Annotated in this window: 25 protein-coding genes; 15 read left to right on the top strand and 10 right to left on the bottom strand. The window is 66.0% G+C overall.

The window, feature by feature from the left end; genetic code table 11:
• Positions 1-17: 17 nt before the first annotated feature.
• From argH to EN846_RS26095, 7 genes are all read left to right on the top strand, one after another.
• Positions 18-1,418 (top strand): argininosuccinate lyase, encoded by a 1,401-nt coding sequence (argH, locus tag EN846_RS26125; protein WP_127391826.1) that lies wholly within the window; start codon positions 18-20, stop codon positions 1,416-1,418.
• An 11-nt stretch (positions 1,419-1,429) separates the two neighbouring features.
• Positions 1,430-1,693 (top strand): hypothetical protein, encoded by a 264-nt coding sequence (locus EN846_RS26120; protein WP_127312130.1) that lies wholly within the window; start codon positions 1,430-1,432, stop codon positions 1,691-1,693.
• Positions 1,694-1,784: 91 nt separating this feature from the next.
• Positions 1,785-1,991, top strand: coding sequence for a hypothetical protein (locus EN846_RS26115; protein ID WP_127391827.1), 207 nt, complete (start codon positions 1,785-1,787; stop codon positions 1,989-1,991).
• Positions 1,992-2,061: 70 nt separating this feature from the next.
• On the top strand, positions 2,062-3,330 hold the full coding sequence (lysA, locus tag EN846_RS26110; protein WP_127391828.1) for a diaminopimelate decarboxylase: 1,269 nt from the start codon (positions 2,062-2,064) through the stop codon (positions 3,328-3,330).
• A gap of 66 nt (positions 3,331-3,396) precedes the next feature.
• Positions 3,397-4,338: a threonine/serine dehydratase gene (locus EN846_RS26105; protein WP_127391829.1), complete on the top strand. Its 942-nt coding sequence runs from the start codon at positions 3,397-3,399 to the stop codon at positions 4,336-4,338.
• Positions 4,339-4,452: 114 nt separating this feature from the next.
• On the top strand, positions 4,453-7,038 hold the full coding sequence (locus tag EN846_RS26100) for a TIGR02302 family protein (protein WP_128346268.1): 2,586 nt from the start codon (positions 4,453-4,455) through the stop codon (positions 7,036-7,038).
• Positions 7,039-7,066: 28 nt separating this feature from the next.
• The gene (locus EN846_RS26095; RefSeq protein ID WP_127391831.1) at positions 7,067-7,441 is read left to right on the top strand and encodes a glyoxalase superfamily protein; all 375 of its coding nucleotides are present in this window, start codon (positions 7,067-7,069) and stop codon (positions 7,439-7,441) included.
• 37 nt (positions 7,442-7,478) lie between these two features.
• Here the strand turns inward: EN846_RS26095 and EN846_RS26090 are convergent, their stop codons facing one another.
• Positions 7,479-8,357 carry a LysR substrate-binding domain-containing protein gene (locus tag EN846_RS26090; RefSeq protein WP_127310756.1) on the bottom strand — a complete coding sequence of 293 codons (879 nt, stop codon included), beginning with the start codon at positions 8,355-8,357 and terminating at the stop codon, positions 7,479-7,481.
• 220 nt (positions 8,358-8,577) lie between these two features.
• On the opposite strand from EN846_RS26090, the gene EN846_RS26085 reads away from it, so the two are divergent.
• Entirely contained in the window at positions 8,578-9,528 is a 951-nt protein-coding gene (locus EN846_RS26085) for a DMT family transporter (protein ID WP_127391832.1), read from the top strand.
• Between the two features lie 54 nt (positions 9,529-9,582).
• Here the strand turns inward: EN846_RS26085 and EN846_RS26080 are convergent, their stop codons facing one another.
• From EN846_RS26080 to EN846_RS26070, 3 genes are all read right to left on the bottom strand, one after another.
• Complete coding sequence (locus EN846_RS26080; RefSeq protein ID WP_127285006.1) at positions 9,583-9,954, bottom strand: response regulator; 372 nt, start codon at positions 9,952-9,954, stop codon at positions 9,583-9,585.
• A 181-nt stretch (positions 9,955-10,135) separates the two neighbouring features.
• Complete coding sequence (gene hpt / locus EN846_RS26075; protein WP_127285005.1) at positions 10,136-10,678, bottom strand: hypoxanthine phosphoribosyltransferase; 543 nt, start codon at positions 10,676-10,678, stop codon at positions 10,136-10,138.
• Between the two features lie 106 nt (positions 10,679-10,784).
• Complete coding sequence (locus tag EN846_RS26070; RefSeq protein ID WP_127391833.1) at positions 10,785-11,426, bottom strand: hypothetical protein; 642 nt, start codon at positions 11,424-11,426, stop codon at positions 10,785-10,787.
• A gap of 189 nt (positions 11,427-11,615) precedes the next feature.
• Between EN846_RS26070 and ftsE the strand changes: the two genes are divergently transcribed.
• The 3 genes from ftsE (at position 11,616) to EN846_RS26055 (ending at position 14,147) form a co-directional block, all read left to right on the top strand.
• A complete protein-coding gene (gene ftsE, locus EN846_RS26065; RefSeq protein ID WP_023757234.1) occupies positions 11,616-12,275 on the top strand; it encodes a cell division ATP-binding protein FtsE in 660 nt (219 codons plus the stop codon).
• Positions 12,268-13,257 (top strand): ABC transporter permease, encoded by a 990-nt coding sequence (locus EN846_RS26060; RefSeq protein WP_127285003.1) that lies wholly within the window; start codon positions 12,268-12,270, stop codon positions 13,255-13,257. Before ftsE ends, EN846_RS26060 begins: the two co-directional genes overlap by 8 nt.
• Before the next feature lie 137 nt (positions 13,258-13,394).
• Complete coding sequence (locus tag EN846_RS26055; protein WP_127285002.1) at positions 13,395-14,147, top strand: YdcF family protein; 753 nt, start codon at positions 13,395-13,397, stop codon at positions 14,145-14,147.
• Here EN846_RS26055 and EN846_RS26050 read toward each other — a convergent pair.
• Positions 14,137-14,760, bottom strand: a complete 624-nt coding sequence (locus tag EN846_RS26050; RefSeq protein ID WP_127393474.1) for a pyridoxamine 5'-phosphate oxidase family protein — start codon at positions 14,758-14,760, stop codon at positions 14,137-14,139. The genes EN846_RS26055 and EN846_RS26050 overlap by 11 nt on opposite strands.
• Positions 14,761-14,865: 105 nt before the next feature.
• Here EN846_RS26050 and EN846_RS26045 point away from each other — a divergent pair, with 105 nt between their 5' ends.
• Complete coding sequence (locus EN846_RS26045) at positions 14,866-15,771, top strand: LysR family transcriptional regulator (protein WP_127393475.1); 906 nt, start codon at positions 14,866-14,868, stop codon at positions 15,769-15,771.
• Between the two features lie 90 nt (positions 15,772-15,861).
• Positions 15,862-16,662: a 1-acyl-sn-glycerol-3-phosphate acyltransferase gene (locus EN846_RS26040; RefSeq protein WP_127284999.1), complete on the top strand. Its 801-nt coding sequence runs from the start codon at positions 15,862-15,864 to the stop codon at positions 16,660-16,662.
• Positions 16,663-16,684: 22 nt separating this feature from the next.
• Here EN846_RS26040 and EN846_RS26035 read toward each other — a convergent pair whose 3' ends face one another.
• The 3 genes from EN846_RS26035 to EN846_RS26025 form a co-directional block, all read right to left on the bottom strand.
• Positions 16,685-17,302: a LysE family translocator gene (locus tag EN846_RS26035; protein WP_245493341.1), complete on the bottom strand. Its 618-nt coding sequence runs from the start codon at positions 17,300-17,302 to the stop codon at positions 16,685-16,687.
• Positions 17,303-17,522: 220 nt separating this feature from the next.
• On the bottom strand, positions 17,523-18,470 hold the full coding sequence (locus tag EN846_RS26030; protein ID WP_127393477.1) for an aldo/keto reductase: 948 nt from the start codon (positions 18,468-18,470) through the stop codon (positions 17,523-17,525).
• A 121-nt stretch (positions 18,471-18,591) separates the two neighbouring features.
• Entirely contained in the window at positions 18,592-19,128 is a 537-nt protein-coding gene (locus EN846_RS26025; protein ID WP_127393478.1) for a gamma-glutamylcyclotransferase, read from the bottom strand.
• A gap of 117 nt (positions 19,129-19,245) precedes the next feature.
• Between EN846_RS26025 and EN846_RS26020 the strand changes: the two genes are divergently transcribed.
• On the top strand, positions 19,246-20,244 hold the full coding sequence (locus EN846_RS26020; protein WP_135859404.1) for a DUF2125 domain-containing protein: 999 nt from the start codon (positions 19,246-19,248) through the stop codon (positions 20,242-20,244).
• A 68-nt stretch (positions 20,245-20,312) separates the two neighbouring features.
• Complete coding sequence (locus tag EN846_RS26015) at positions 20,313-21,242, top strand: sugar kinase (RefSeq protein ID WP_127392793.1); 930 nt, start codon at positions 20,313-20,315, stop codon at positions 21,240-21,242.
• On the opposite strand, the gene EN846_RS26010 is transcribed toward EN846_RS26015, so the two are convergent.
• Both EN846_RS26010 and hisC read right to left on the bottom strand, forming a co-directional pair.
• On the bottom strand, positions 21,239-22,177 hold the full coding sequence (locus tag EN846_RS26010; RefSeq protein WP_187331471.1) for a prephenate/arogenate dehydrogenase family protein: 939 nt from the start codon (positions 22,175-22,177) through the stop codon (positions 21,239-21,241). The genes EN846_RS26015 and EN846_RS26010 overlap by 4 nt on opposite strands.
• 5 nt (positions 22,178-22,182) lie before the next feature.
• On the bottom strand, positions 22,183-23,292 hold the full coding sequence (hisC, locus tag EN846_RS26005; protein WP_127392791.1) for a histidinol-phosphate transaminase: 1,110 nt from the start codon (positions 23,290-23,292) through the stop codon (positions 22,183-22,185).
• Between the last annotated feature and the right edge of the window lie 86 nt (positions 23,293-23,378).

Here is a 23,378-nt window from a genome sequence, read left to right as displayed (position 1 = left end):
GAGCACGGGTTATAGCGATGAGCGACAAGAAGACCAGCAACCAGATGTGGGGCGGACGTTTTGCCTCGGGTCCGGCCGCGATCATGGAAGCGATCAACGCGTCGATCTCGTTCGACCGCAAACTCTACGCACAGGACATAAGAGGTTCGATCGCCCATAGCGAGATGTTGGCTGAAACGGGCATTATTTCGGCGGCCGATCAACAAAAGATCGCTGACGGGCTGAACACGATCCTGAAAGAGATCGAAGCCGGCACGTTCGAGTTCTCGACCAGGCTGGAAGACATCCACATGAACGTCGAGGCGCGCCTTGCCGATCTCATCGGGGCCGCTGCCGGCCGCCTGCACACCGCCCGTTCGCGCAACGACCAGGTAGCGGTGGATTTGAGGCTCTGGGTCAAGGACGAGTGCTTCCGTGTCGCCGAGGCGCTGAAGGGGCTGATCGCCGCCTTCCTGGAGCGCGCCGAGGAGCATGCGGCGACGGTGATGCCGGGCTTCACCCACATGCAGGCGGCGCAGCCGGTAACCTTCGGCCACCACTGCATGGCCTATGTCGAGATGTTTTCGCGCGACCTGTCGCGTGTCCGCGACGCCATCGAGCGCATGGACGAGAGCCCGCTCGGCGCGGCCGCGCTTGCCGGCACCAGCTTCGCCATCGACCGCCACCAGACGGCGAAGGCGCTTGGCTTCCGCGAGCCGATGCGCAATTCGCTCGACGGCGTTTCCGACCGCGACTTCGCGCTGGAGTTTCTCGCCATGGCCGCGATCTGCGCCACGCATCTGTCGCGGCTGGCCGAGGAGATCATCATCTGGTCGACGCCGCAATTCGGCTTCGTCCGGCTGTCGGACTCATTCTCTACCGGCTCCTCGATCATGCCGCAGAAGAAAAACCCCGACGCCGCCGAGCTGGTGCGCGGCAAGACCGGCCGCGTCAACGGCCATCTCGTCGGCCTTTTGACGGTGATGAAGGGCATGCCGCTGACCTACGGCAAGGACATGCAGGAAGACAAGGAATCGGTCTTCGACGCCGCCGAGACGCTCGACTTGATGCTGGCGGCGATGACCGGCATGGTGCGCGACATGACCGTCAACGCCGCCGCCATGAAGAAGGCCGCCGGCTCGGGCCACGCGACCGCGACCGACCTTGCCGACTGGCTGGTGCGCAATCTCGGCCTGCCCTTCCGCGAGGCGCATCACGTCACCGGCCGCGCCGTGGCGCTGGCCGAGGACAAGAAGGTCGGGCTGGAGAAGCTTTCGCTCGAGGATCTGCAGTCGATCCATCCCGGCATCACGCAGGGCATTTTCTCCGTGCTTGCCGTGCAGAACTCGGTGAAGAGCCGCACAAGCTTCGGCGGCACCGCGCCGTCCGAGGTGCGCAAGCAGATCCGCTACTGGAAAAAGCGCCTGGCCAAGGCGTGAGAGGCTGATTGATGCAAACTGACAAGATTTTAGAACGCTACAGCCACCAGAAATCCAACCTGAGCCTGGCTCTTCTTTCCGACAACGACGGTGGGGATCCAAAGATTCTCATACAAGGCTCGAAGCGGGCGCTGCACCTTCTCGCAGAACTTCTCCTTGCAGTTGCTGATGAGAAAGCCAACGACGGCTTCGGTATGGGGCCAAGAAGTGCCGGAAGTTTCCACTTTTCCGCCACGTCCGAGTTTGGTGTGTATGTCCATCGGCTGGACGAATGACGAATTCTCGGGGCTTGATTTTGCCGGGATGCAATGCGCCGAAAACTCGGCTAAAAGCGCAGCACGCAAACAGTTTCGGACGGATGGATCGATGACCGCAAGCAGGATTTTGGTGACGCTCGCGCTGCTCGCGGCGATGGTTGCCGTCACGGCCTGCGGCCGAAGGACCGGCCTCGACACGCCTTACGAGGCGGCCGTGCAGGCGCGCAAGGATGCCGAGAAGGCCCATCAGCCCGTGCCGCCGGAGCCGGAAAAACCGGTCGAGGACAAGAAGTTCATCCTCGACCCGCTGCTCTAGAGTCGATGAGCTGGGTTTGGTCTTTCCAAACCCGATCTCGTCGTACTCAAACTTGTTCGGAACCACTCTCGTGAACCATTTCGACTATCGCGACGGCGTGCTGCATGCCGAGGACGTCGCCCTGCCTGACATCGCGGCACAGGTCGGTACGCCGTTCTATTGCTATTCGACGGCGACGCTGACCAGGCATTTCCGCGTCTTCAAGGAGGCCTTCGCCGGGCTCGACACGCTGGTCTGCTACGCCATGAAGGCGAACTCCAACCAGGCGGTGCTGAAGACGCTGGCAAGGCTTGGCGCCGGCGCCGACGTGGTCTCGGAAGGCGAGTTGCGCCGCGCCCTTGCCGCCGGCATTCCGGCCAGCAAGATCCTGTTCTCGGGCGTCGGCAAGACGGCGAGGGAGATGGATTTCGCGCTTTCGGCCGGCATCCTCTGCTTCAACGTCGAATCCGAGCCGGAGCTGGAACTGCTTTCGGCCCGTGCCGCCGCGCTTGGCAAGGTCGCGCCCATCTCGCTGCGCATCAATCCGGACGTCGACGCCAGGACGCACAAGAAGATCTCCACCGGCAAGGCCGAGAACAAGTTCGGCATCGCTTGGCAAAGGGCGCGCCAGGTCTATGCCCGCGCCGCGCAACTGCCCGGCATCAGGGTCACCGGCATCGACACCCATATCGGCAGCCAGATCACCGAGCTGCAGCCTTTCGACGATGCCTTCGCGCTCCTCGTCGAGCTGGTCGGCACGCTGCGCGCCGACGGCCACGCCATCGAGCATGTCGATCTCGGCGGCGGTCTCGGCATTCCTTACCGCGTCGACAACAGCCCGCCGCCGCTGCCCGACGCCTATGCCGACATCGTCAGGAAGCACGTCACCAGGCTCGGCCTTAAGGTGATGTTCGAGCCGGGTCGGCTGATCGTCGGCAATGCCGGCATCCTGGTCTCCGAAGTCATCTTCGTGAAGGAAGGCGACGCCAAGAACTTCCTCGTCGTCGACGCCGCCATGAACGACCTGATCCGGCCGACGCTCTACGATGCCTTCCACGATATCCGCCCGGTGCTGCAGCAGCCGGCGGCGGCGCCGCGCATGACGGTCGACGTCGTCGGCCCGGTCTGCGAGACCGGCGACTATATCGGCCTCGACCGCGATCTGCCCAGGCTGAAGGCCGGCGACCTGATCGCGATTGCCACCGCCGGCGCCTATGGCGCGGTGCAGGCGGGCACCTACAACACCCGCCTGCTTGTTCCGGAAGTGCTGGTCGACGGCGACCGCTTCCACGTCGTGCGCCCGCGCCAGACCTATGATGAGCTGATCGGACTGGATTCCATTCCCGACTGGCTGAAATAGGCAGGCGGCCATGAGTTCATTCCGGCTGGCGCGTGGACGACAGCCGGCACGGTTAGGAGGCGAACCATGACCAATCCGAGCATCATCACCCGCGAACGCATCGCCGCGATGGAGCCGCGCATCCGGCCCTACGTGCGCCACACCCCGGTGCTGCGCGTCGACATGGCCGATTTCGGCCAGGCGCCGCTTGCTGTCGATCTCAAGCTCGAATGCCTGCAGCATTCCGGCTCGTTCAAGGCGCGGGGCGCCTTCACCAACCTGCTCGAACGCCCCGTGCCGAAGGCCGGCGTCGTCGCCGCCTCCGGCGGCAATCATGGCGCGGCGGTCGCCTATGCCGCCATGCGGCTCGGCCACAAGGCGACTATCTTCGTCCCCGAAGTAAGCCCGCCGGCCAAGCTGGCGCGCATTCGCGGCTATGGCGCCGAACTGGTCGTCGGCGGCGCGCGCTACGCCGAGGCGCTGGCCGCCAGCGAGGACTTCGCCGCAAGCACCGGAGCACTGCAGATCCATGCCTTCAACCAGCAGGAAACGCTGGTCGGGCAAGGCACGCTCGGCCTCGAGATCGAGGCCGACCTGCCCGAAATCGACACGCTGCTGGTCGCCGTCGGCGGCGGCGGCCTGATCGGCGGCATCGCCGCCTGGTTTGCCGGCCGCATCCGGATCGTCGCCGTCGAGCCGGAGGGCGCACCGACGCTCTATCGCGCCTTCGAGGCCGGCCGGCCCGTCGATGCGCCGGCCGAAGGCATCGCCGCCGATTCGCTGGCCCCGAAGCGTGTGGGCGAAATGATGTTCCCGATCGCCGAGGCCTATGTCGAGCGCTCGCTCCTAGTCAGCGACGATGACATCATCGCCGCTCAGAAAGCGCTCTGGGACCGGGTGCGAATCATTTCCGAGCCGGGTGGCGCTGCAGCCTTCGCGGCGGTGCTCTCCGGCCGCTACCAGCCCTCGCCGGGCGAGCGCATCGCGGTTCTGGTCTGCGGATCCAACACCGATCCCGCAAAATTCTGACCATAAACCGGAAAGAACGGTTCACGTTTTTGGAACCCGCCTCGCCTTTGCCGTGTTTGCTGGTAAACTTCCAGTCCTGAGGTTCGGGCTATCCCGCCCGGACGGGAAGGGCCGATGACGCAACGACCCACTTCCAGCGGCGATCGTGGCCTGGCCGGGCGTCTTGCCCTGAGTCGGCTGGCGACGGGGACCTCCATGCTGGTCGAGCGCGGTTGGCCGCTGCTTCTGCCGCTGCTCGTCCTTGCCAGCCTGTTCCTCAGCATCTCCTGGCTCGGCCTGTTCCCGCTTCTGCCCGACGTTGCGCGCATCGGCGTGCTGATCGTCTTCGCCGGCGCCGCCCTTGCCGCGCTCTATCCGCTGCGCTTCTTCCGCTGGCCCTCCGCCGCAGAGATCGACCGGCGCATCGAGGCGGCCAACGAATTGTTGCACAGTCCGGTGCAGGTGCAGACCGATCGCCCGAGCGGCCACGAAAGCATCTTCTCGCAGGCGCTGTGGCGCGAGCACCAGAAGCGCATGGCCGAGCGCTTGGGCAGTCTTGGCGCCGACCGGCCGCGCGCGCGTGTGCCGGAGCGCGACCGCTGGGGCCTGCGCGCCGTGGCGGCGCTGCTTCTGGTCACCGCCTTCGCCTTCTCCTTCGGCCCCTCCGGCGGCCGCGTAAGCGACGGTTTCGTCGCCCGCGCGGCGCGCGACGCCGTTCCGCCGCGCATCGATGCCTGGGTGACGCCGCCGGCCTATACCGGCAAGCCGCCGCTCTTCCTCACCGCCGACGCCAAACAGGCGGCGGCCACCTTCACCGTGCCGCAAGGCAGCGATGTCTCGCTGCGCGTCACCGGCGGCTCGGGCGAGGAGACGCTGAGCTTTGCCGACAAGGACGGCAATGCCCGCGCCATCGACCCGGCCGCGCCGCAGGCCGCCAAGCCCGTGGCGACAGCGGCGCCAAAGGTGCGCCAGTTCACCGGCAAGCTGACCGGCGACGGCACGCTGACGCTGAAATCGGGCGAGGACGACCTCGGCCGCTGGGCCTTCGCCGTTATTCCGGACAAGCCGCCGACGATCCGCTTCGCCGGCGAGCCGAAGCGCGCCGTCAACGGTGCCTTCGAGCTCAACTACCAGATCGACGACGACTATGGCGCGGCCTCGGCCAAGGCGGAGTTAGCGCTCGCCGACACGCAGGCGCCCAACGCGCATCCGCTCTATGGCCCGCCCGACATGCCGCTGGCGCTGCCGCGGCGCGGCGGCAAGGGCAACGCCGCCAAGACCAGCAAGGACCTGACCGAGCACGTCTGGTCCGGCGGCAGCATCAAGCTGACCCTCACCGCCACCGACGACGCCGGCCATACCGCGACCAGCGAGACCAAGACGCTGGTGATGCCGGAGCGGCCCTTCGCCAACCCCCTGGCGCGGGCGGTGATCGAGCAGCGCCGCATGCTTGGGCTCGACGCCAATTCGAAGCCGCGCGTGCTCGAGCTGATGGACGCGATCACACTGCGCCCGGAGGACACGTTCGACAACATGGCGCATTACCTCGCCATCATGAGTGCCCGCAGCCGGTTGAAGATGGCCGACAATGACGACCAGCTGCGCAATGTCGTGTCCTATCTCTGGGAAATCGCGCTCGGCATCGAGGAGGGCAATCTGTCGGCGGCCGAGCGGCGGCTGCGTCAGGCGCAGCAGGCTCTGCAGGATGCCATCAACAGGGGCGCCAGCGACGAAGAGATCGACAAGGCGATGAAGGAACTGCGCGAGGCGATGAACCAGTTCCTGCAGGAATTCGCCGAGCGCGCCAAGCAGAACCCGAATGCGCCGCAGATGCAGCAGAACGGCCAGGAACTGCGCCAGAGCGACATCGAACGCATGATGGACGAGATCGAGAACCTCGCGAAATCCGGCGACCGCGACCGCGCCCAGCAGTTGCTGTCGCAATTGCAGGACATGATGAACAACCTGCAGGCCGGCCGTCAGCAGCAGGGCGGCGAGCAGGACAGCGAGATGCGCCAGCAGATGGACAAGCTGGGCGAGATCATGCGGCGCCAGCAGGAGATGATGAACGACACCTTCCGCATGGACCAGATGCAGCGCGGCCAGCGGCAGCGCGGCGAGAACCGCGACGAGCAGCTCGGCGAAAACGGCGGCGGCCAGGACGAGGACAGGCCGGGACCGGGACAGGACCGCGATCCGCTCGCCCGCCCGAAGCCGATGACGCCGCAGGAATTCGCCGACGCGCTGAAGCAGTTGCAGGAAGGCCAGGGCAAGCTGCAGAACGACCTCGAGCAGTTGAGGAAGGGCCTGGAAGGCATGGGCATGGAGCCCAACGAAGGATTTGGCGAAGCCGGCAAGTCGATGGGCAATGCCGAGCAGGCGCTGGGCGAAGGCGACGGCGACCAGGCCGTCGGCCATCAGGGCCGCGCGCTGGAGGCGCTGCGCCGTGGCGCCAAGGACATGATGAAGCAGCTGCAGGCCATGCAGGGCGACCAGGGCGGCAGCGAGCAGGGCGGCCGCCAGCAGGACGCCGACCGCGACCCGCTCGGCCGACCGCGCGCCACGCGCGGGCCCGACGACGGCAATTCGGTGAAGGTGCCTGACGAGATCGATGTCCAGCGCGCGCGCCAGATCCTGGAAGCGATCCGCAAGCGGCTCGGCAACGCGCTCAGCCCCGACATCGAACGAAGCTATCTAGAACGGCTGCTGGAACTGAAATAGCCCGCCTCCTCCCAACGGTCGCAACGCCATGCCGAAGCTCGGTGCCGTCACTCCGATTTTGCGCATATTCGACGTCGCCAAGGCGCATGAATTCTATCTCGGCTTCCTCGGCTTCGAGGTGCGGTTCCAGCACCGTTTCGACGACAATGCGCCGCTTTACACCGGCATTGCCCGCGACGGCTGCGAGTTGCATCTGAGCGAGCATCATGGCGACGGTTCGCCGGGCTCGCATGTCCGTGTCGAAGTGGCCGACATAGCGGCGCTGCATCGCGAGCTGACGGCGAAGAAATACCGCTACGCCAGGCCGGGGTTGGAAGAGACGCCCTGGGGAACGAGAGAGGTCACGGTCGACGACCCGTTCGGCAACCGTCTGACCTTCTCCGAGAGCACGCCGGCAGGGTAGGGCGGAGCCGCCGCCCACCGGATTGAAGCAGCGCAAGTCAGCCGTCGAGGAGCGCGCCGGGCGTCAGCGTGAACGCCTCGCGGATCGCATTCTCCATGCTGTCGATCGCTTCGCCGGCGGCGGCCGGATTGCGATGCAGAACGACATTCGAGGAATCGATGTCGCCGAAGCCGTCGGCCGCGGTCAGCTCGCGGCAGCCGGCCGGGATGTTGCTGCGCGAGATCGGCGCGATCGCCAGGCCCGAGGTGACCGCGAGCTTGAGGCCGCCATTGGTGTCGCTGGTATAGGCGACGCGATAGGCAAGGCCGCGCTGTTCCAGCGACTTGATCGCGAAGTCGCGGCACCATCCCTCGCGGCTGTAGAGCGCGATCGGCACCGGCCGCTCCTCGTGCCTGTGGTGCGTCTCGGACGTTACCCAGACTGTCGGATCGTGCATCAGCACCTCGCCCCCCGCGAGATCCTGCCATTCGAACACAACGGCAAGGTCGAGCTCGCCGGCGGCAACCGCCGCTGTCTGGGCGCCCGAATGCGCGTAGCGCACCGTCACCTCGACCTTCGGGTGGCGCTTCGAAAACGCGCCGAGGGCGCGCGACAGGATGGCATGGCCATATTCTTCGGGAATGCCGATGCGCACCGGCCCGCCAAGCGGCGCCGCGGCAATCGACGCTGCCGTCTCGTCGAGCAGCGAAACGATGCGCCTGGCATTGCCGATCAGCTCGCCGCCGCGCCGCGTCAGCGCCACGCCGCGCGAGCCGCGCTCGAACAGGCTGTCGCCGACCATGCCCTCGAGCTTCTTCATCTGCATCGACACGGCCGACTGGGTGCGGCCCGCCTGCTCGGCCGCCTTGGTGAAATTGCCGGTTTCGGCCACCGCGACGAAGGTGCGCAGGAGGTCGCTGTCGAGCGTCGGCTTCATCGCATTTCACCATAAGCAATTTTGATTGCTGGCATCATTCCAATTCGTTTGCAACATGTCAAACGCCGGAGGATAGTCGCCTCACCCATTGGATATGCGGCCCTTCAAACCGGCTGCGGACCAATCGAGTCCTCACTCATACCCGCTGCCCGAAACGGTGGCGGGTTCTTTTTACCGCATGCGTCGGTTTGGGATCGCGCGAACCGGGGAGCAGAATCCTATGCAGAACAGGATGGTGCTTGGCATCCTGAGCCTCTGTCTGGGCGTTCTGGTGTTTTCGCTCCAGGATCCGCTCGTCAAGGCGGTCTCGGGCCTCTACCCGGTCACCGAGGTCATGGCGATCCGCGCCATTGTCGCCCTGCCGATCCTGATCGTTATCGTGCACGCCGATGTCGGGTTGAAAGCACTGCTCTCGAAGCGCTCCGGCCTGCTGACGCTGCGCGCCTTCATCCAGTTCAGCTCCTACACGTCCTACTATCTGGCGATCGCCGCCCTGCCGCTGGCCGACGCGGTGGCTCTCTATTTCATGGCGCCGCTGTGCATCATGGTGCTGGCCGGGCCTTATCTCGGCGAGCGGGTGTCTTGGCAGACGCTGGCGACCGTGCTGATCGGCCTGCTCGGCGTCCTCGTCATGCTGCGGCCGGGCGCCGGGCTGTTCGACTGGGCGGCGTTGCTGTCGCTCGGCTCCGCCTTCCTCTACGGCTTCTCGCAGCTGATGGCGCGCAAGATAAGCGACACCGAATCCTCCACCGTCATGGCGTTCTACCAGAATGGCGCCTATCTGACGGGCGCAGTGTTCGTCGCCGGCCTGTTCCGGTTGGCCGGGATTGAGCACGCCGTCCACCCCAGCCTCGAATTCCTGGTGCGGCCGTGGATCTGGCCGGCATTTCCCGACCTTCTCAAGATGGCGGCCTGCGGCTTCGTCGCCTCGGCCGGCATGATCCTGCTGTCGCAAGCCTACCGGCTGGCGCCGGCCAACCGCGTCGCCACCTTCGAATATACCGGCATCATCTGGTCGCCGCTGTGGGGATTCCTGTTCTTCGCCGAGGTGCCGCACTCGACGACCGTGCTGGGCGCCGCCCTCATCATCGGTGCCGGCCTGCTTGCCTTCCGTACCGAGCGGCGCAGGGCGGCTCCGCCGCTGCTTGTGCCGACCGGCGACACGGCGTGAGCGCCGGCCACGGTTACCGCCGATATGCTGAAGGGCGGCCTGCGGCCCGGAGCCTCAGGCGAAGCAGCTCAAGGCGCGGCCGACGCGAGCGCGAATTTCAGCGAGCGTAAAGGGCTTCTGCATGACATCGAGGATGATGCCGTTGAGCTCCTCGGCGCGCTCGCGCTGATCGGCGTATCCGGTCATCAGCATGATCTTCATCGACGGGAACAGCGCCGCCGCCGCGGTGGCCATCTCGATGCCGTCCATCTCCGGCATGCGGATATCGGAGACGACGAGGTCATAGCCACCCCGCGCCGCCTTGATCAGCTCAAGTCCCTGGGCGCCATCGCAGGCGATGGCCACGCTGTGCCCGTCACGTTCGAGCGCGCGGGCGGCGAGGGTGCGGACGGACTCATCGTCCTCAACGATCAGAAGCTTTGCCATGGCGAGATACATGGCGGGGAAACGTTGACGTTTTCTGAACCGGAACATTGGTCCGGGGGAAATCCAGGGCATGCCGTGTTCGGCGATTCAGTGCTGCCTGATTTGGGGCATGCTTCAGGGGGTGTTGAGATTCAGGTCAGGCCGCTGTTTGCGGCCGGCCTCACCTGAATATCGACATGCCCTAGGCGTCGCCCTTGACGACGCCGACGAAGGGCAATTCCCGGAAAGCATGCGCGACATCCATGCCGTAGCCGACGACGAAATAATCCGGGCAGTCGAAGCCGACATAGTCGGCGTTGAGCGTGGTCTGGCGGCGCATGCGCTTGTCGAGCAACACGGCGATGGCGCAGCTTCTGGCGCCGCGCGACAGCATCAGGTCGCGGGCGAAGGAGAGCGTCTTGCCGGATTCGAGGATGTCGTCGATCAGAAGCACATCGCGGCCGGCGACCTCGTTGTCGATGTCGCGCAGCACCTTCACCTCGCCGCTGGTGGTGCCGGCGCCGTAGCTGGAGATGAAGATGAACTCGACCTCGGGCGACAAGCCGACATCGTGCATGGCGCGGATCAGGTCGGCTGCGAAGACGAAAGACCCCTTCAGCACCGAGATCACCAAGAGGTCATGGTAGTCGCGCCCGGCGATCTCCTTGGCGAGCTCGAGGTTGCGGCGGGCGATCGCCGACGCCGAAAACAGGACCTCGATGTCCTTGCCGCGCACAACTGGCATTTTCGCCCTCCAGGCGTTTTGCCTACAGGACCGCGACCTTCAGGGCCTGCGAAAGCGCTGTAGAACTTCTTGGTTTCTGCGCCGGGTCGCGCGGTTTTGTTTCGCCTTAGCCAGCAAAAGTGACTGAGACGGCTTTGACGCCGTTTCTAGGCACATCGAGGCGGCTGGAAAAGCCAAATCTTTCGCCGGGCGCCAGCGAGCGCCCGGATGTCCCCAGCGTATAGCGGATGATCTGGCTGTCCTTGCCGGTGACACGGATTTCCAGGGGCGGCATTTGCACCGCCTGCGCCCCGTCATTGGCGGCCTCGCCGTCGACGAACAGCACAGGTTTCGGCCCTGATGCGTCGATGCGCGAGGTGATGCCCGAGATGCTAAGCGCGGCCGCCGGCTGCGCGACGGCCCAGAACGGCGATTGACGGACCAGCGCATGGCCGCCGGAGACCCAGAAGGCGGCGAGCGCGGCGCCGACACCGGCAATCCAGAATAGCGGTCCGCCACGCGACGCCGGCCGCCGTTCGGCCACGGCCTCCGGCTTGCGCAGCATGCCCATGCCTTCGATGGCGGCCGTGCTGGTCGCGCGCGAAGGCGGGGCCGGCGGCGCTTCCGGCCTGGCCGAAGGACGCGGCAGCACCTCGTAATCGGCGTCGACGACGTCGATCACCGGCGCGCGCGCTTCCTGCGCGGCACTTGTCCCCAGCCCGGTCATGATTTCGCCGGAAACCGGGCGCGCGGTTCGTTGCTCAGCCATACGGCCTGGTAAGCCCCTGTTCGCTGTTCGTTTCTTTTGGGTAAACGCAAATGGTTAACGCTTCCCCACCGGAACCCCGGTGATGCACCGAAAAGCATCGAAAATTAACCAAGGGTTAACCATGCGGGCCGATGGTCTTTTGAGAGAAAGGGCTGGCGTTTCGCCGCCGAAAGTTCCAGGTCGTCGAACGTGATCCGCTTCGAAAATGTCGGCCTCCGCTATGGCATGGGTCCGGAGATCCTCCGCGACATTTCCCTGCACATACCGGAGCGCTCCTTCCAGTTCCTGAGCGGGCCCTCCGGCGCCGGCAAGACGACGTTGTTGCGCCTGCTGTTCATGTCGCTGAAGCCGACGCGCGGGCTGATCACCATCTTCGGCAAGGACCGCTCGCGCATCTCGCGCAGCGAGCTGCCGCATCTGCGGCGCCGCATCGGTGTCGTGTTCCAGGATTTCCGCCTGCTCGACCACATGACCACCTATGAGAACGTCGCCCTGCCCTTGCGCGTGCGCGGGCGCGAGGAGGCGAGCTACCGCACCGACGTCACCGAACTGCTGAAATGGGTTGGGCTGGGTGAACGCATGCATGTGCTGCCGCCGGTGCTGTCGGGCGGCGAGAAGCAGCGCGCCGCGATCGCCCGCGCGCTGATCGAACAGCCCGAGATCCTGCTCGCCGACGAGCCGACCGGCAATGTCGACCCGCCGCTGGCGCGCCGGCTGCTTCGGCTGTTCATCGAGCTCAACCGTCTCGGCACGGCGGTGGTGATCGCCACCCACGACCTCGGCCTGATGGAGCAGGTCGACGCGCGGCGCATGATCCTCGCCGGCGGAAGGCTGGACATCTATGACTGAGCTCTCCGCCGACCATCTGCATGACCAGCCCGCCGAGATGGCTGGCGTGGTGCAGCGCCCCCAACGCAGGATGGCGCCGATCGTGCCGGCGCAGAACATTGCCGGACGGGCGCTGGTGCTGGTCATAGCTATCATGACCTTCCTGTCCTGCCTCACGTTCGGCGCCGTGACCCTGGTGCGCGACACCGCGTCGGTCTGGGAGAACCAGATCTCGCGCGAGGCGACGATCCAGATCAAGCCGGTCGACGGCCTCGACATGGAGGCGGCATTGGCCCAGGCCTCCCAGATCGCCAGCGAGTTTCCCGGCGTCAAGGGCACCAAGATCATCGACCGCGACGCCACCGCGCGGCTGCTGGAGCCGTGGCTGGGCACAGGTCTCAACATCGATGAATTGCCGGTGCCGCGCCTCGTCGTCGTCACCATCGACGAAAACAGCCCGCCCGACTTTGCCGCCATGCGCGCCGCGATCACGCCCAAATTGCCGACCGCGGCGCTCGACGATCACCGCACCTGGGTCGACCGGCTCGTCACCATGGCCCGCACGACGGTGACCATCGGCATCGCCGTGCTGGTGCTGATGCTGTCGGCGACCGTGCTGACCGTCGTGTTCGCGACGCGCGGCGCCATGGCAGGCAACGGCCACATCATCGAGGTGCTGCATTTCGTCGGCGCCGAGGCGCGCTTCATCGCGCGCGAGTTCCGTTGGCATTTCCTGGTCACCGGCATGAAAGGCGCCGCGGCCGGCGGCGCCGCCGCGATTTTGGTCTTCATCGTCTTTTCATGGTGGTCGTCGCGCAACATGGCGACGCCCCAGGCCGACCAGGCAACCGCGCTGTTCGGCAATTTCGCCATCGGCTCGGCGGGCTATCTCGGCGTCGGCCTGATGGTGCTGGTGATCGGCGCGCTGACGGCGGCGACCTCGCACGCGACGGTTGTAACCTATCTCAGCGACATCGACATGCGCCAGCCGGATGGAGGCTAGGCACGGTTTCAGAAAGCGAAAGCCGGTTCTTCGAGACGATCACGCCATGCAAGAGTATGATCACGCAAGGGAAACTGCCGTAACGCAATGTGCGCCTTCTCATCTATCAAAGGCCGCATTTCAGGATTAACCATAGGATGATGGACGCGCAGGACACGACCGGAACGGCTGGACGGATGCCAGTTGTTGGTGCCCGTGCGCACGGGCGTGGCAATCTGGCCCGCCTTGCCATCGTCCTTCGGATCTTTGCTTTCTCCGTGCTGGCACTTGCGGCTCTGTTTGCCGGCGGCTTCGGCTGGTTCGCCAGCACGGTCAGCCACATGACGACGCCCGCCAACCCCGCCAGGGCCGATGCCATCATCGTTCTCACCGGCGGCCAGTCGCGCCTCGACGCGGCGATGGACCTGCTCGCTTCCGGCAAGGGCGAGCGCTTGCTGATCAGCGGCGTTCATCCTTCCGCCAGCCGCCGCCAGTTGCAGGCCGCGACCGGCGGCGACAAGGCGCTGTTTTCCTGCTGCGTCGACATCGACCGCGCCGCGCTCGACACCATCGGCAATGCCGAGGAAAGCGCCAAATGGGTGGAAAGCCACGCCTATGGCAGCGTCATTCTCGTCACCAACAACTACCACATGCCGCGCAGCCTGCTGGAGATGGGGCGGCTGCTGCACGGCGCCAAGCTGGAGCCCTATCCGGTGGTCAACACCAATCTCGGCAATGGCGGCTGGCTGACCAAGCCGGAAGCGTTGCGCGTGCTTTTGACCGAATACAGCAAATATGTGCTGGCTCTGGCGCGCGGCATCGTCCCGCTGCGCCAGACTGCCGACGGCATCGCCCTGGCGGAAGCCTCGGTGGTCAAGAGCGACAAGCCGCCAGCCCGCATCATCCCTTAGCCTCGACCGCGCGCAGGCGCTCGACCTCCTGTTCGAGGGCCGCAATGCGCCTGTCGCGATCGGCGAGCGCCGCCGCGACGTCCGCAGCATCGAAGCGCTGCGGTATGTGCTGCTGGCAGTTGGCATCCCAGGTCGAGACGGTGAACAGGATCACCTGCTCGGGACGCGCCTTGTAGCCTTGCGGCATCAGGCTCGCCGTCAGTTCGGCGTCTCCCTCGACGACGCGCGCCCTGCCCCAGATCTTGATGCGCTGCCGATGGGCATAGTCGATCAGGAACAGGAAGGCCTGCGCGTTGTCGGCGAGATTGCCCTGGGTGATGAACTGCCTGTTGCCCGTGAAGTCGGCGAAGCCGATCGTCTTCTCGTCGATCACCTTGAGGAAGCCCGCCGGCCCGCCGCGATGCTGGATGTAGGGCTGGCCCTCGCCATTGGCGGTCGCCAGGAAGACGCTGGTCTGCGCCGCGATGAAGGCGGCAAGATCCGGCGTGATCGTATCCCGCCAGCCGCCGCGCTCCTCGACCCGGGAATAGGCATCGCGCGAGCCCTTGCGCGCCTGGATGGCCTTGACGCTCGGCGTGAAGGCGACGTCGCTGGTGAAAGCATGGGCGTTCATATGGCGCTGTCCTCCAAGGGCTGGTAACCCGCCGAATATAAGCCTTCCATATTTCGGATGCAGATGGCATATCTGGAATAGTTCCTTCCATTTTCTGGAAAGATCATGGATCGCCTTGAAGCTATGTCGCTTTTCGTCGCCGCGGTGGAGGCCGGCAGCCTTTCAGCCACGGCGCGCCGCTTCGGCATGCCGCTCGCCACGGTCAGCCGCAAGGTCTCGGAACTGGAACGGCACCTCAACACGCGCCTGCTCGCCCGCTCGGCGCGGCGGCTGACGCTGACCGCTGCCGGGCAGACCTATCTCGCCGCCTGCCGCCGCATCCTGGACGAGGTCGGTGAGGCCGAGCGCGCCGCGGCCGGCGAATACAGCGCGCCCAAAGGCGAACTGGTCGTCACCGCGCCGATCGTCTTCGGCCGCCTGCACGTGCTGCCGGTGGTCGCCGATTTCCTCGCCGCCTATCCCGAGGTCGATATCCGGCTGACGCTGTCGGACCAGATAACGCAGCTGGTCGACGAGCATATCGACCTTGCCGTGCGCATCGGCGATCTGCCCGATTCCAGCCTTGTCGCCATCCGTGTCGGCGCGATCCGCCGCGTCGTCTGCGCAAGCCCACCCTACCTTGCGGCCCATGGCACGCCGCAAACCCCGGGGGACCTGGCCGTGCACAGCTGCGTTACCTTCGACAACCTCTCGGCCCCTGCCACCTGGGTCTTCGCCGGCGGCAAGAGCGAGATCACCGTGCCGGTCCATTCCAGGCTTCGCGTCAACACCGCGGAAGCCGCCATCGACGCCGCGACCGCCGGGGTCGGCTTGACCAAGGTGCTGTCCTACCAGGTCGCCGCCGCGATGCGCTCCGGCGCGCTGCAGGCAGTGCTGCGCGAGTTCGAGCCGCCGCCATGGCCGGTGAGCCTCGTCCATGCCGGGCAGGGCCTGCTGCCGGTCAAGCTGCGCGCCTTCCTCGATTTCGCCGCCCCGCGCCTGAAGGAGCGCCTGACGCAAGCGATGTGGTAGGAAATCGGGATCGGCCCTCGCTCGCTGGCCGTTTCCTTTTTGCCCGCGCTTGGTGTAACCAACGCACTCTTCCTCACCGGGCCTTCCCGCATGCTCTATTTCCGCTCGCTGGCGTTCAACCTCGTCTTCTACCTCAGCCTGGTCGTCCAGATGATCTTCTGGACCCCGTACTATTTCCTGTCGCCGCGCCACCGGGCCTGGTTCGTGCCCAAATTCTGGTCGCGCACCTGCATGTGGCTCTACGACAAGATCGCCGGCACGAAGAGCGAGATCACAGGCGTCGAGAACTTGCCCGAAGGGTCCTTCATCCTGGCGCCGAAGCATCAGTCCTTCTGGGATGCGATCGCCTTTTTTCCCTATCTCGATGACGCGCTCTACATCCTGAAACGGGAGCTGACCTGGATCCCCTTCTTCGGCTGGTACATCATGAAGATGCGGATGATCCCGGTCGACCGCGGCAGTCGCTCCAAGGCGCTGAAGGCGGTCGTCGCCGCCACCAGAGCTGAAATGGACCGCAATCCGCGCCAGCTCATCATCTACCCCGAAGGCACGCGCCGCGCTCCGGGCGACGAGCCGGCCTACAAATATGGCATCGTCGAGATCTATTCGCAGCTTGGCGTCCCGGTGGTCCCGGTCGCCCATGTCGCCGGCCTCTACTGGCCGCGCCGCAAATTCCTGCGCTATCCCGGCACCATCAAGGCCCGCTTCCTGCCGCCGATCCCGCCGGGACTGGCCAAGGACGAGTTCATGAAGCGGCTGATCGGCGAGACCGAGGCTGCCTGCGACCAGCTCCTCGTAGAGGCCTCGCGCGCGCCGAATCCGCCGCCGATGCCGCCGACGGCGGCGAAGCGGCTGGCGGAGCTCGCGGCGGCCGGAAAGGCCAAGGCCTGAGCCGCAGCTCCGTTTCGCCGGCCTAAGGCCACGCCGCCAATGCCGTCGTCAGCACCAGCGTCGCCGCGAAAGCCAGGTTGATGATCCGCGAGGCCAGCGGCCGCCGCAGGAAGCGGGCGAAGGCCGCCCCGGCAAGTAGCCACAGCACATGGATGGCGACGATCATCAGCGTGAGCACCAGGAGCTTGGTGACAACCCCGAGACCGGCGACGCCCGACGAAGCGCCGGCGAACACGGCGGCGATCGCCACATAGGCTTTCGGATTGGCGACAGCGAGCAGGAAGCCGCCCGAGAATGTGGGAGGCGCCATCCCGTTCTCGCGCGCCGCCAGCGGTGGCGCCGTCGCTATTCTGTAGGCTAGGTAGAGGATGTAGATCGCGGAGGCGATCGCCAGCACCGGCGCCATGCCCGGCAGCGAGGCAAAGATCGCCGTCACGCCGGAAGCCACCACCAGCAACACGAGCGTGGTGCCAACGATGATGCCCGACGTGTAGCGCAGCGAGCCGCGCAGGCCGAAAGCAGCGCCTATTGCGGTGACGCTGATCGTCGCCGGCCCCGGACTGCCCATCACGACGGCGGCGGCAAGCACCAGCACCAGCACCTGCTGCCATGGCTGCGAGAGGGTCAAAATTCCGGCCATACGCGTTTTCCGCATCGTGTCGCGATGCGCAAAACGTTATGGCGCAGGGGCCGTCGCCGTCTTGAACGATCGTGTCGAACCGTCCGGCAAGGGCCGCCCCGCTTGCGGCGCGCCGGCAGCGCCGGGCTGGAGCAATTCCAGGAAAAGTGTGAAACGGTTTTCCGTCCGGAATTGCGTCAAGACAAAGAGATAGAGCGGTTCGCCGTTTCCGTGAAACGCTCTAGGCGCTCGCCCGGTCCAGCGCCGCGATGTCGTCGGCGCCGAGCTTCAGCGACGCGGCGCGCACCAGGCTGTCCACCTGCGCTGTCGTCGTGGCGCTGGCGATCGGCGCGGTGACGCCCGGCCGCGCCATCACCCAGGCCAGCGCCACCTCGGCCTGCTTGGCCGAATGCCTGGCCGACACCGCGTCGAGCGCGGCGAGGATGCGCATGCCGCGATCGTTGAGATAGCTGGCGACATCCTCGCCCCGTTCGCTTTGGCCGAGGTCCGCCTTGCCGCGGTATTTGCCGCTCAGGAATCCCTTGGCCAGGCTGAAATAGGTGATGACGCCGATGTCCTCGGCCACGCAGAGATCAAGCAGCGGTCCGTCGAGCGACGAACGGTCGTACAAATTGTATTCGGGTTGCAGCACGTCATAACGCGGCAGGCCGCGCAGGCTCGCCACATCGAGCGCCGCGCGCAGCTGGCCGGCATCGAGATTGGAGCAGCCGACATGGCGGACCTTGCCCTTGGCAAGCAGGCCCTGATAGGCGCCGAGCGTCTCCTCGTAGGGGGTGGCCGGATCCGGCCAGTGCGACAGATAGAGGTCGATCGCGTCGGTCTGCAGCCGCTTCAGCGAGGCGTCGACCGCCTTTTCGATATAGGCGGCGGACAGGTCCCGCCTGCCCTGGCCCATGTCCGAGCCGACCTTGGTGATGACGACGATCTTGTCGCGGTTGCCGCGGCTTTTCATCCATTTGCCGATGATGGTTTCGGATTCGCCGCCCTTGTTGCCGGGAGCCCAGCGCGAATAGACGTCCGCCGTGTCGACGGCGTTGAGGCCGGCATCGGAAAAACGGTCGAGCAGGTCGAAGGAGGTGTTCTCGTCGGCTGTCCAGCCAAAGACGTTGCCGCCCAGGACCAGCGGCGCGATGGAAAGGTCGGTGCGACCGAGACGGCGTTTTTGCAAGACTGATCTCCGTGATGCTTGGGATAATGCCGGGCAGGCCCGGCTGGGGGGCAGCAGCTAACCTAGGTCCTGGATTGCCGAGGTCAAAGGCCTGGCCATTCTTTTCCGGCAGGCCAGCGCTTCACAAAGGCGCGACCCGCCGCGCCACGTCCTCCAGCCAGTGGTCGCGGATGCTGAGCGCCTTCAGGTGCTCCAGAGTGCTCAGCACATAGTCCTCGTTGCGCCCGGATTGACCGACGGCGCCGCGAACGATGCTTGCCGCATGCGCCGTGTCGAGCGCGCCGGCATACTGCTCATGCGCGCGGTCGACGATGTAGGCAACCGCCTCGACCCTGCCGTTCGCTCCCTTCCCTGCCCCGTCGAGCCGGATGTCCAACGTGCGTTCGAGATAGACGCTGGTCACCAGCTCGCGCTCGCGCAGATAGGCGAGAACCTCGCCGCGCAGGTCGCCCGGCACCCGGAATGCCAGCCCGACGCAGGAGCCGCCGCGGTCGAGGCCGAGCACCAGGCCCGGCCGCTGGCGCGTGCCGCGATGCACGAAGGAATAGACGCAGAGCGCCCGGCGGTAGCCGTAAAGGCGCGCGCGGCGCGTCTCGACATGCGCGAAACCCGGGCGCCAGATCAGCGACCCATAGCCAAAAACCCAAAAATCGCCCATATCGCCAAGCCTGATCGCGCGAGTCCCGACTCCAGGCCGGAATCGGTGTTTTACGTCTTCCTGCTTGTTGCGTAACAACCGCCCGCCCGCAATATCAGGGGTAATGAGAGCTGCAGCATGACGTCAACTGACGAGCGCCCGCCGAACTTTCGCCGCCGGCTGTTCTGGCTCGCTGCCTTCATTGCCGTGCTGTTCGCCCTCTACAGCGCTGGCTGGTTCTATCTGGCCGATCGCGTCAGGACCGAGGCCGACAAGGCGGTTGCCTCGCTCAACGTCAACGGCATCGAGGCCGGTTGCGCCAACCTGACCGTCAGCGGCTATCCGCTCAGCTTCGCCATCTCCTGCGACACGCTCGCCTATGAGGACGATGCCAGGAACGTCGCCGCCTCGACCGGCAGCTTCAACGCGGTGGCCGAAATTACGCAGCCGCTGTCGCCAGTCGCCGATCTGCGCGGTCCGCTCAGGACCTCAATGCCCGGCATGACGCCGCTGTGGATCGACTGGGACAACCTGCGGGCGGACGCGAAGCTCTCCTGGCCGCTGCCGCGGCGCGTCGCGCTGAAGGCCGAGGGCCTGTCCGGCCAGACCGATCCGGCCGACAACAGCGATCCCGTCGAGCTGTTCTATGCCGGAAAGGCCGCCGGGCAATTGCAGCCGAACGGCCTGGACATCGGCTATGTCGGCAGTTTCAACGATCTCGAGATCGACGCCGACGCGATCGGCGGGCGCGTGCTGCCGCCGCTCGACGGCAGCGGCGAGGCGACGCTGAAGAACGGCGTCGCGCTGATCAGGACGCAGCCGAAGAGCCTGCGCGGCCAGTCAGTCGACATCGCCAAGCTCGACCTGTCGTCGGGCGAAGCGCGCATAACCGTGTCCGGGCCGCTGTCGGTCGATGCCGAAGGGCTCATCGATGCCGAGCTGACGATCAAGCTCAGGGATCCCAAGGCGGTGGCGGCGATCCTCGGCGGCGCCATCCCCGAGCGCAAGAGCGAGATCGAGCAAGGTTTTGCCGGCCTGGCGATTCTCGGCAACGAGCCGTCCATGCCGCTCAGGATCGTCAAGGGCAAGGCCTCGCTCGGCTTCATCCCGCTCGGCAAGATCAAAGCGGTCGATTAGAGCATGGCCCCAATAAGTGGGAACCGGTTTTTGGACAAGACCAGGCTCAGACAAGGGATAGCGATCTGATGGAGAAGCCGGTCAAGCTCCTGAGCGTCGGCGCGTTCACCCTCGATACGATCCTTCGCCTCGACACGCTGCCCGCGCATCAGGGCAAGTTCATCGCCTCCGATGGCGTCCAGATCGCCTCGGGCATGGCAACCAGCGCCGCTTGCGCCGCCCGCCGTCTCGGCGCCGAAGTCTCGCTTTGGGCAAGTGCGGGCGATGATGCCGTCGGCGACCAGCTGGTTGCCGAGATCGAGGCCGAGGGCGTCGATTGCAGCCTGGTCCGACGTGTGGCCGGCGCGCGCTCGGCGCTGGCCGCGATCCTCGTCGACGCGCATGGCGAACGCATCATCGTCCCGTTCTACGACCGCGAGGCGCAGGCCGACCCCGATGAATTGCCCGCCGATCTCTCCGCCTTCGACGCCGTGCTGGTCGACGTCCGCTGGCCGGGCGCCGCGGCGCTCGCCCTGAACGCGGCGCGCGCCAATGACCGGCCTGCGATCCTCGATGCCGATACCGCACCGCTGGAGGTGCTGGAGCAGTTGCTGCCGCTGGCCACGCACATCGTCGCTTCCGAACCCGCGGCGCGCATCGTCTGCGGCCATGCGCTCGATCCGGAAACCGCCTGCGGCGATCTCGCCAGCCGCACCGATGCGTTTGTCGCCGTCACCGGCGGCGCGGCGGGAAGCTGGTGGCACGACCGTTCCATCGGCTCGGTCCGCCATGTCGCGGCGCCGAGGATCAAGGCGGTGGATACGCTGGCCGCTGGCGACGTGTTCCACGGCGCCTTTGCCGTCGGCCTCGCGGAAGCCATGCCGCCCGAGCAGGCCTTGCGCTTTGCCAGCGCCGCCGCGGCGCTCAAATGTCAGCGCTTCGGCGGCCGGCTCGGCGCGCCGGACCGGGCAGAGACGCTTGCCATGATGGCCGCCCATTGGCCCCGTCGAGCTGACTAAGCCTTCGTTTCCGGATGTTCGATAGCCTGGCGGCCGAAGTCCGGCACGTCGATATCCTGCCCGGCGTCGATAATCGAGCGGCGCACCGCCCGCGTGCGCGTAAAGAGGTCGAACAGTTTCTCGCCGTCGCCCCAGCGGATCGCCCGCTGCAGGAAGGCGAGATCCTCCGAGAAGCGCGCCAGCATTTCCAGGATGGCGTCCTTGTTGTGCAGGCACACATCCCGCCACATGGTCGGATCGGAAGCCGCAAGACGGGTGAAATCGCGGAAGCCGGAAGCCGAATATTTGATGACTTCCGTCTTGGTCACCGATTCCAGATCGTCCGCGGTGCCGACGATGTTGTAGGCGATGATGTGCGGCAGGTGCGAGACGATGGCCAAGGTCATGTCGTGATGCTGCGGATCCATCGTGTCGATGTTGGAGCCACAGCGCCGCCAGAATTCCGACAGCGTCTCCAAGGCCGCGGGATCGGTGCCTGGCACCGGCGTGAAGATGCACCAGCGATTGTCGAAGAGATCGGCGAAGCCGGCATCCGGCCCTGACTTCTCCGTGCCGGCCAGCGGATGGCCGGGAATGAAGTGCACGCCTTCCGGCACATGCGGCTGCATCTGCGCGATGACGGACGCCTTGGTCGAGCCGACATCGGTGAGAATGGCGCCCTTCTTCAGCGCCGGCGCGATTTCTTCGGCGACCGCGCCGGAGGAGCCGACCGGCACCGAAACGATGACGAGGTCCGCATCGCGAACCGCTTCCTTCGCGTCGATGGTGTAGGAATCGCCAAGGCCGAGTTGCTCCGCCCGTGCCAGTGTGGCGGGGCTGCGCGTCGAGATCGCGACATGCCGGGCCAGTCCCTCGCGACGGATGACGCGGGCCAGCGACGAGCCGATCAGGCCGATGCCGACCAGCGCGATCTTTTCGAACATCGCAGATGTCATGGCGCTCAACTTTTCAGGAAGGTCGTGAGGGCGGCAATCACGCCGCGATTGGCTTCTTCGATGCCGACGCTCATGCGCAGCGCGTTGGGAAAACCGTAGCCGGAAACCCGCCGCAGTATGTACCCGCGCGCCGTGAGATAGTCGTCCGCCGCCGCCGCCGAATGCTTGCCGTCCTCGGGGAAGTGGATCAGCACGAAATTGCCGACGCTCGGCGTCACGCGCAGGCCGAGCTTGGTCAGTTCGTCGCTCAGCCAGGCGAGCCAGGTTTCGTTGTGCGCCACGCTGCGCTCGACATGGGCGCGGTCGCGAATCGCCGCGATGCCAGCCTCGATCGCCGTCGCGTTGACGTTGAAGGGGCCGCGCACGCGGTTGATCGCGTCGACGATATGCATGGGCCCATACATCCAGCCGATGCGCGCGCCGCCAAGGCCGAGCTTGGAGAAGGTGCGGGTCATCACCACGTTCTCCGCGCTTCCCGCCAGTTCGATGCCCGCCTCGTAGTCGTTGCGGCGCACATATTCGGCGTAGGCCCCATCCAGCACCAAGAGCACGTTCTTCGGCAGGCCGGCATGCAGCCGGCGCACTTCCTGGAACGGCACGTAGGTACCGGTCGGATTGTTGGGATTGGCGAGGAAGACGATGCGGGTCCGCGGCGTCACCGCGGCCAGGATCGCGTCGATGTCGGCCCGCTCGTCGGTTTCCTTGACCGCGACCGGAAGCGCGCCGGCCGCCTGGATGTAGATCTTGTAGACCATGAAGGCGTGTTCGGTGAAAACAGCCTCGTCGCCGGGCGCCAGATAGGTCTGCGCGAGCAGGCCGAGAATCTCGTCGGAGCCGTTGGAGCAGATGATGTTCGCGGGGTTGAGGCCGTGCACCTCGGCGATCGCCTCGCGCAGCCGCCTTGCCGTGCCGTCCGGATAGACATCGAGCTTTCCGGCAACCTCGCGCGCAGCCTCGATCGCCTTCGGCGAGGGCCCCAGCGGGTTCTCGTTCGACGACAATTTATGGACCCTGGCAACACCGGCCGGCGCCGTGCTCTTGCCGGGCACATAGGCTTCGATGTCCATGATGCCCGCGCGGGGCGTCGGACGTGCCTTGTCTGGTGTCTGGTTCATGTCGCAAAAATCCGTCGAGAGAGCCTCCGTCCGGAGGCCGCAGCGGAAATACTAGTCGTGGCCCTGAATGTCGAGAGGCGGCAAGG

Origin of the sequence: Mesorhizobium sp. M4B.F.Ca.ET.203.01.1.1, from assembly GCF_004791025.1 — a bacterium.
GTDB lineage: Bacteria > Pseudomonadota > Alphaproteobacteria > Rhizobiales > Rhizobiaceae > Mesorhizobium > Mesorhizobium abyssinicae.
The sequence above is the reverse complement of the archived record's forward strand: the minus strand, read 5'-3'. Positions and strand labels throughout refer to the sequence as shown.

Excerpts from the sequence above, each read along its gene's own strand:
- argH (WP_127391826.1), top strand. The coding sequence starts at position 18 with ATGAGCGACAAGAAGACCAGCAACCAGATGTGGGGCGGACGTTTTGCC.
- EN846_RS26120 (WP_127312130.1), top strand. The coding sequence starts at position 1,430 with ATGCAAACTGACAAGATTTTAGAACGCTACAGCCACCAGAAATCCAAC.
- EN846_RS26115 (WP_127391827.1), top strand. The coding sequence starts at position 1,785 with ATGACCGCAAGCAGGATTTTGGTGACGCTCGCGCTGCTCGCGGCGATG.
- EN846_RS26105 (WP_127391829.1), top strand. The coding sequence starts at position 3,397 with ATGACCAATCCGAGCATCATCACCCGCGAACGCATCGCCGCGATGGAG.
- EN846_RS26100 (WP_128346268.1), top strand. The coding sequence starts at position 4,453 with ATGACGCAACGACCCACTTCCAGCGGCGATCGTGGCCTGGCCGGGCGT.
- EN846_RS26095 (WP_127391831.1), top strand. The coding sequence starts at position 7,067 with ATGCCGAAGCTCGGTGCCGTCACTCCGATTTTGCGCATATTCGACGTC.
- EN846_RS26090 (WP_127310756.1), bottom strand. The coding sequence starts at position 8,357 with ATGAAGCCGACGCTCGACAGCGACCTCCTGCGCACCTTCGTCGCGGTG.
- EN846_RS26085 (WP_127391832.1), top strand. The coding sequence starts at position 8,578 with ATGCAGAACAGGATGGTGCTTGGCATCCTGAGCCTCTGTCTGGGCGTT.
- EN846_RS26080 (WP_127285006.1), bottom strand. The coding sequence starts at position 9,954 with ATGGCAAAGCTTCTGATCGTTGAGGACGATGAGTCCGTCCGCACCCTC.
- hpt (WP_127285005.1), bottom strand. The coding sequence starts at position 10,678 with ATGCCAGTTGTGCGCGGCAAGGACATCGAGGTCCTGTTTTCGGCGTCG.
- EN846_RS26070 (WP_127391833.1), bottom strand. The coding sequence starts at position 11,426 with ATGGCTGAGCAACGAACCGCGCGCCCGGTTTCCGGCGAAATCATGACC.
- EN846_RS26060 (WP_127285003.1), top strand. The coding sequence starts at position 12,268 with ATGACTGAGCTCTCCGCCGACCATCTGCATGACCAGCCCGCCGAGATG.
- EN846_RS26055 (WP_127285002.1), top strand. The coding sequence starts at position 13,395 with ATGATGGACGCGCAGGACACGACCGGAACGGCTGGACGGATGCCAGTT.
- EN846_RS26050 (WP_127393474.1), bottom strand. The coding sequence starts at position 14,760 with ATGAACGCCCATGCTTTCACCAGCGACGTCGCCTTCACGCCGAGCGTC.
- EN846_RS26045 (WP_127393475.1), top strand. The coding sequence starts at position 14,866 with ATGGATCGCCTTGAAGCTATGTCGCTTTTCGTCGCCGCGGTGGAGGCC.
- EN846_RS26040 (WP_127284999.1), top strand. The coding sequence starts at position 15,862 with ATGCTCTATTTCCGCTCGCTGGCGTTCAACCTCGTCTTCTACCTCAGC.
- EN846_RS26035 (WP_245493341.1), bottom strand. The coding sequence starts at position 17,302 with ATGGCCGGAATTTTGACCCTCTCGCAGCCATGGCAGCAGGTGCTGGTG.
- EN846_RS26025 (WP_127393478.1), bottom strand. The coding sequence starts at position 19,128 with ATGGGCGATTTTTGGGTTTTTGGCTATGGGTCGCTGATCTGGCGCCCG.
- EN846_RS26020 (WP_135859404.1), top strand. The coding sequence starts at position 19,246 with ATGACGTCAACTGACGAGCGCCCGCCGAACTTTCGCCGCCGGCTGTTC.
- EN846_RS26015 (WP_127392793.1), top strand. The coding sequence starts at position 20,313 with ATGGAGAAGCCGGTCAAGCTCCTGAGCGTCGGCGCGTTCACCCTCGAT.
- EN846_RS26010 (WP_187331471.1), bottom strand. The coding sequence starts at position 22,177 with ATGACATCTGCGATGTTCGAAAAGATCGCGCTGGTCGGCATCGGCCTG.
- hisC (WP_127392791.1), bottom strand. The coding sequence starts at position 23,292 with ATGAACCAGACACCAGACAAGGCACGTCCGACGCCCCGCGCGGGCATC.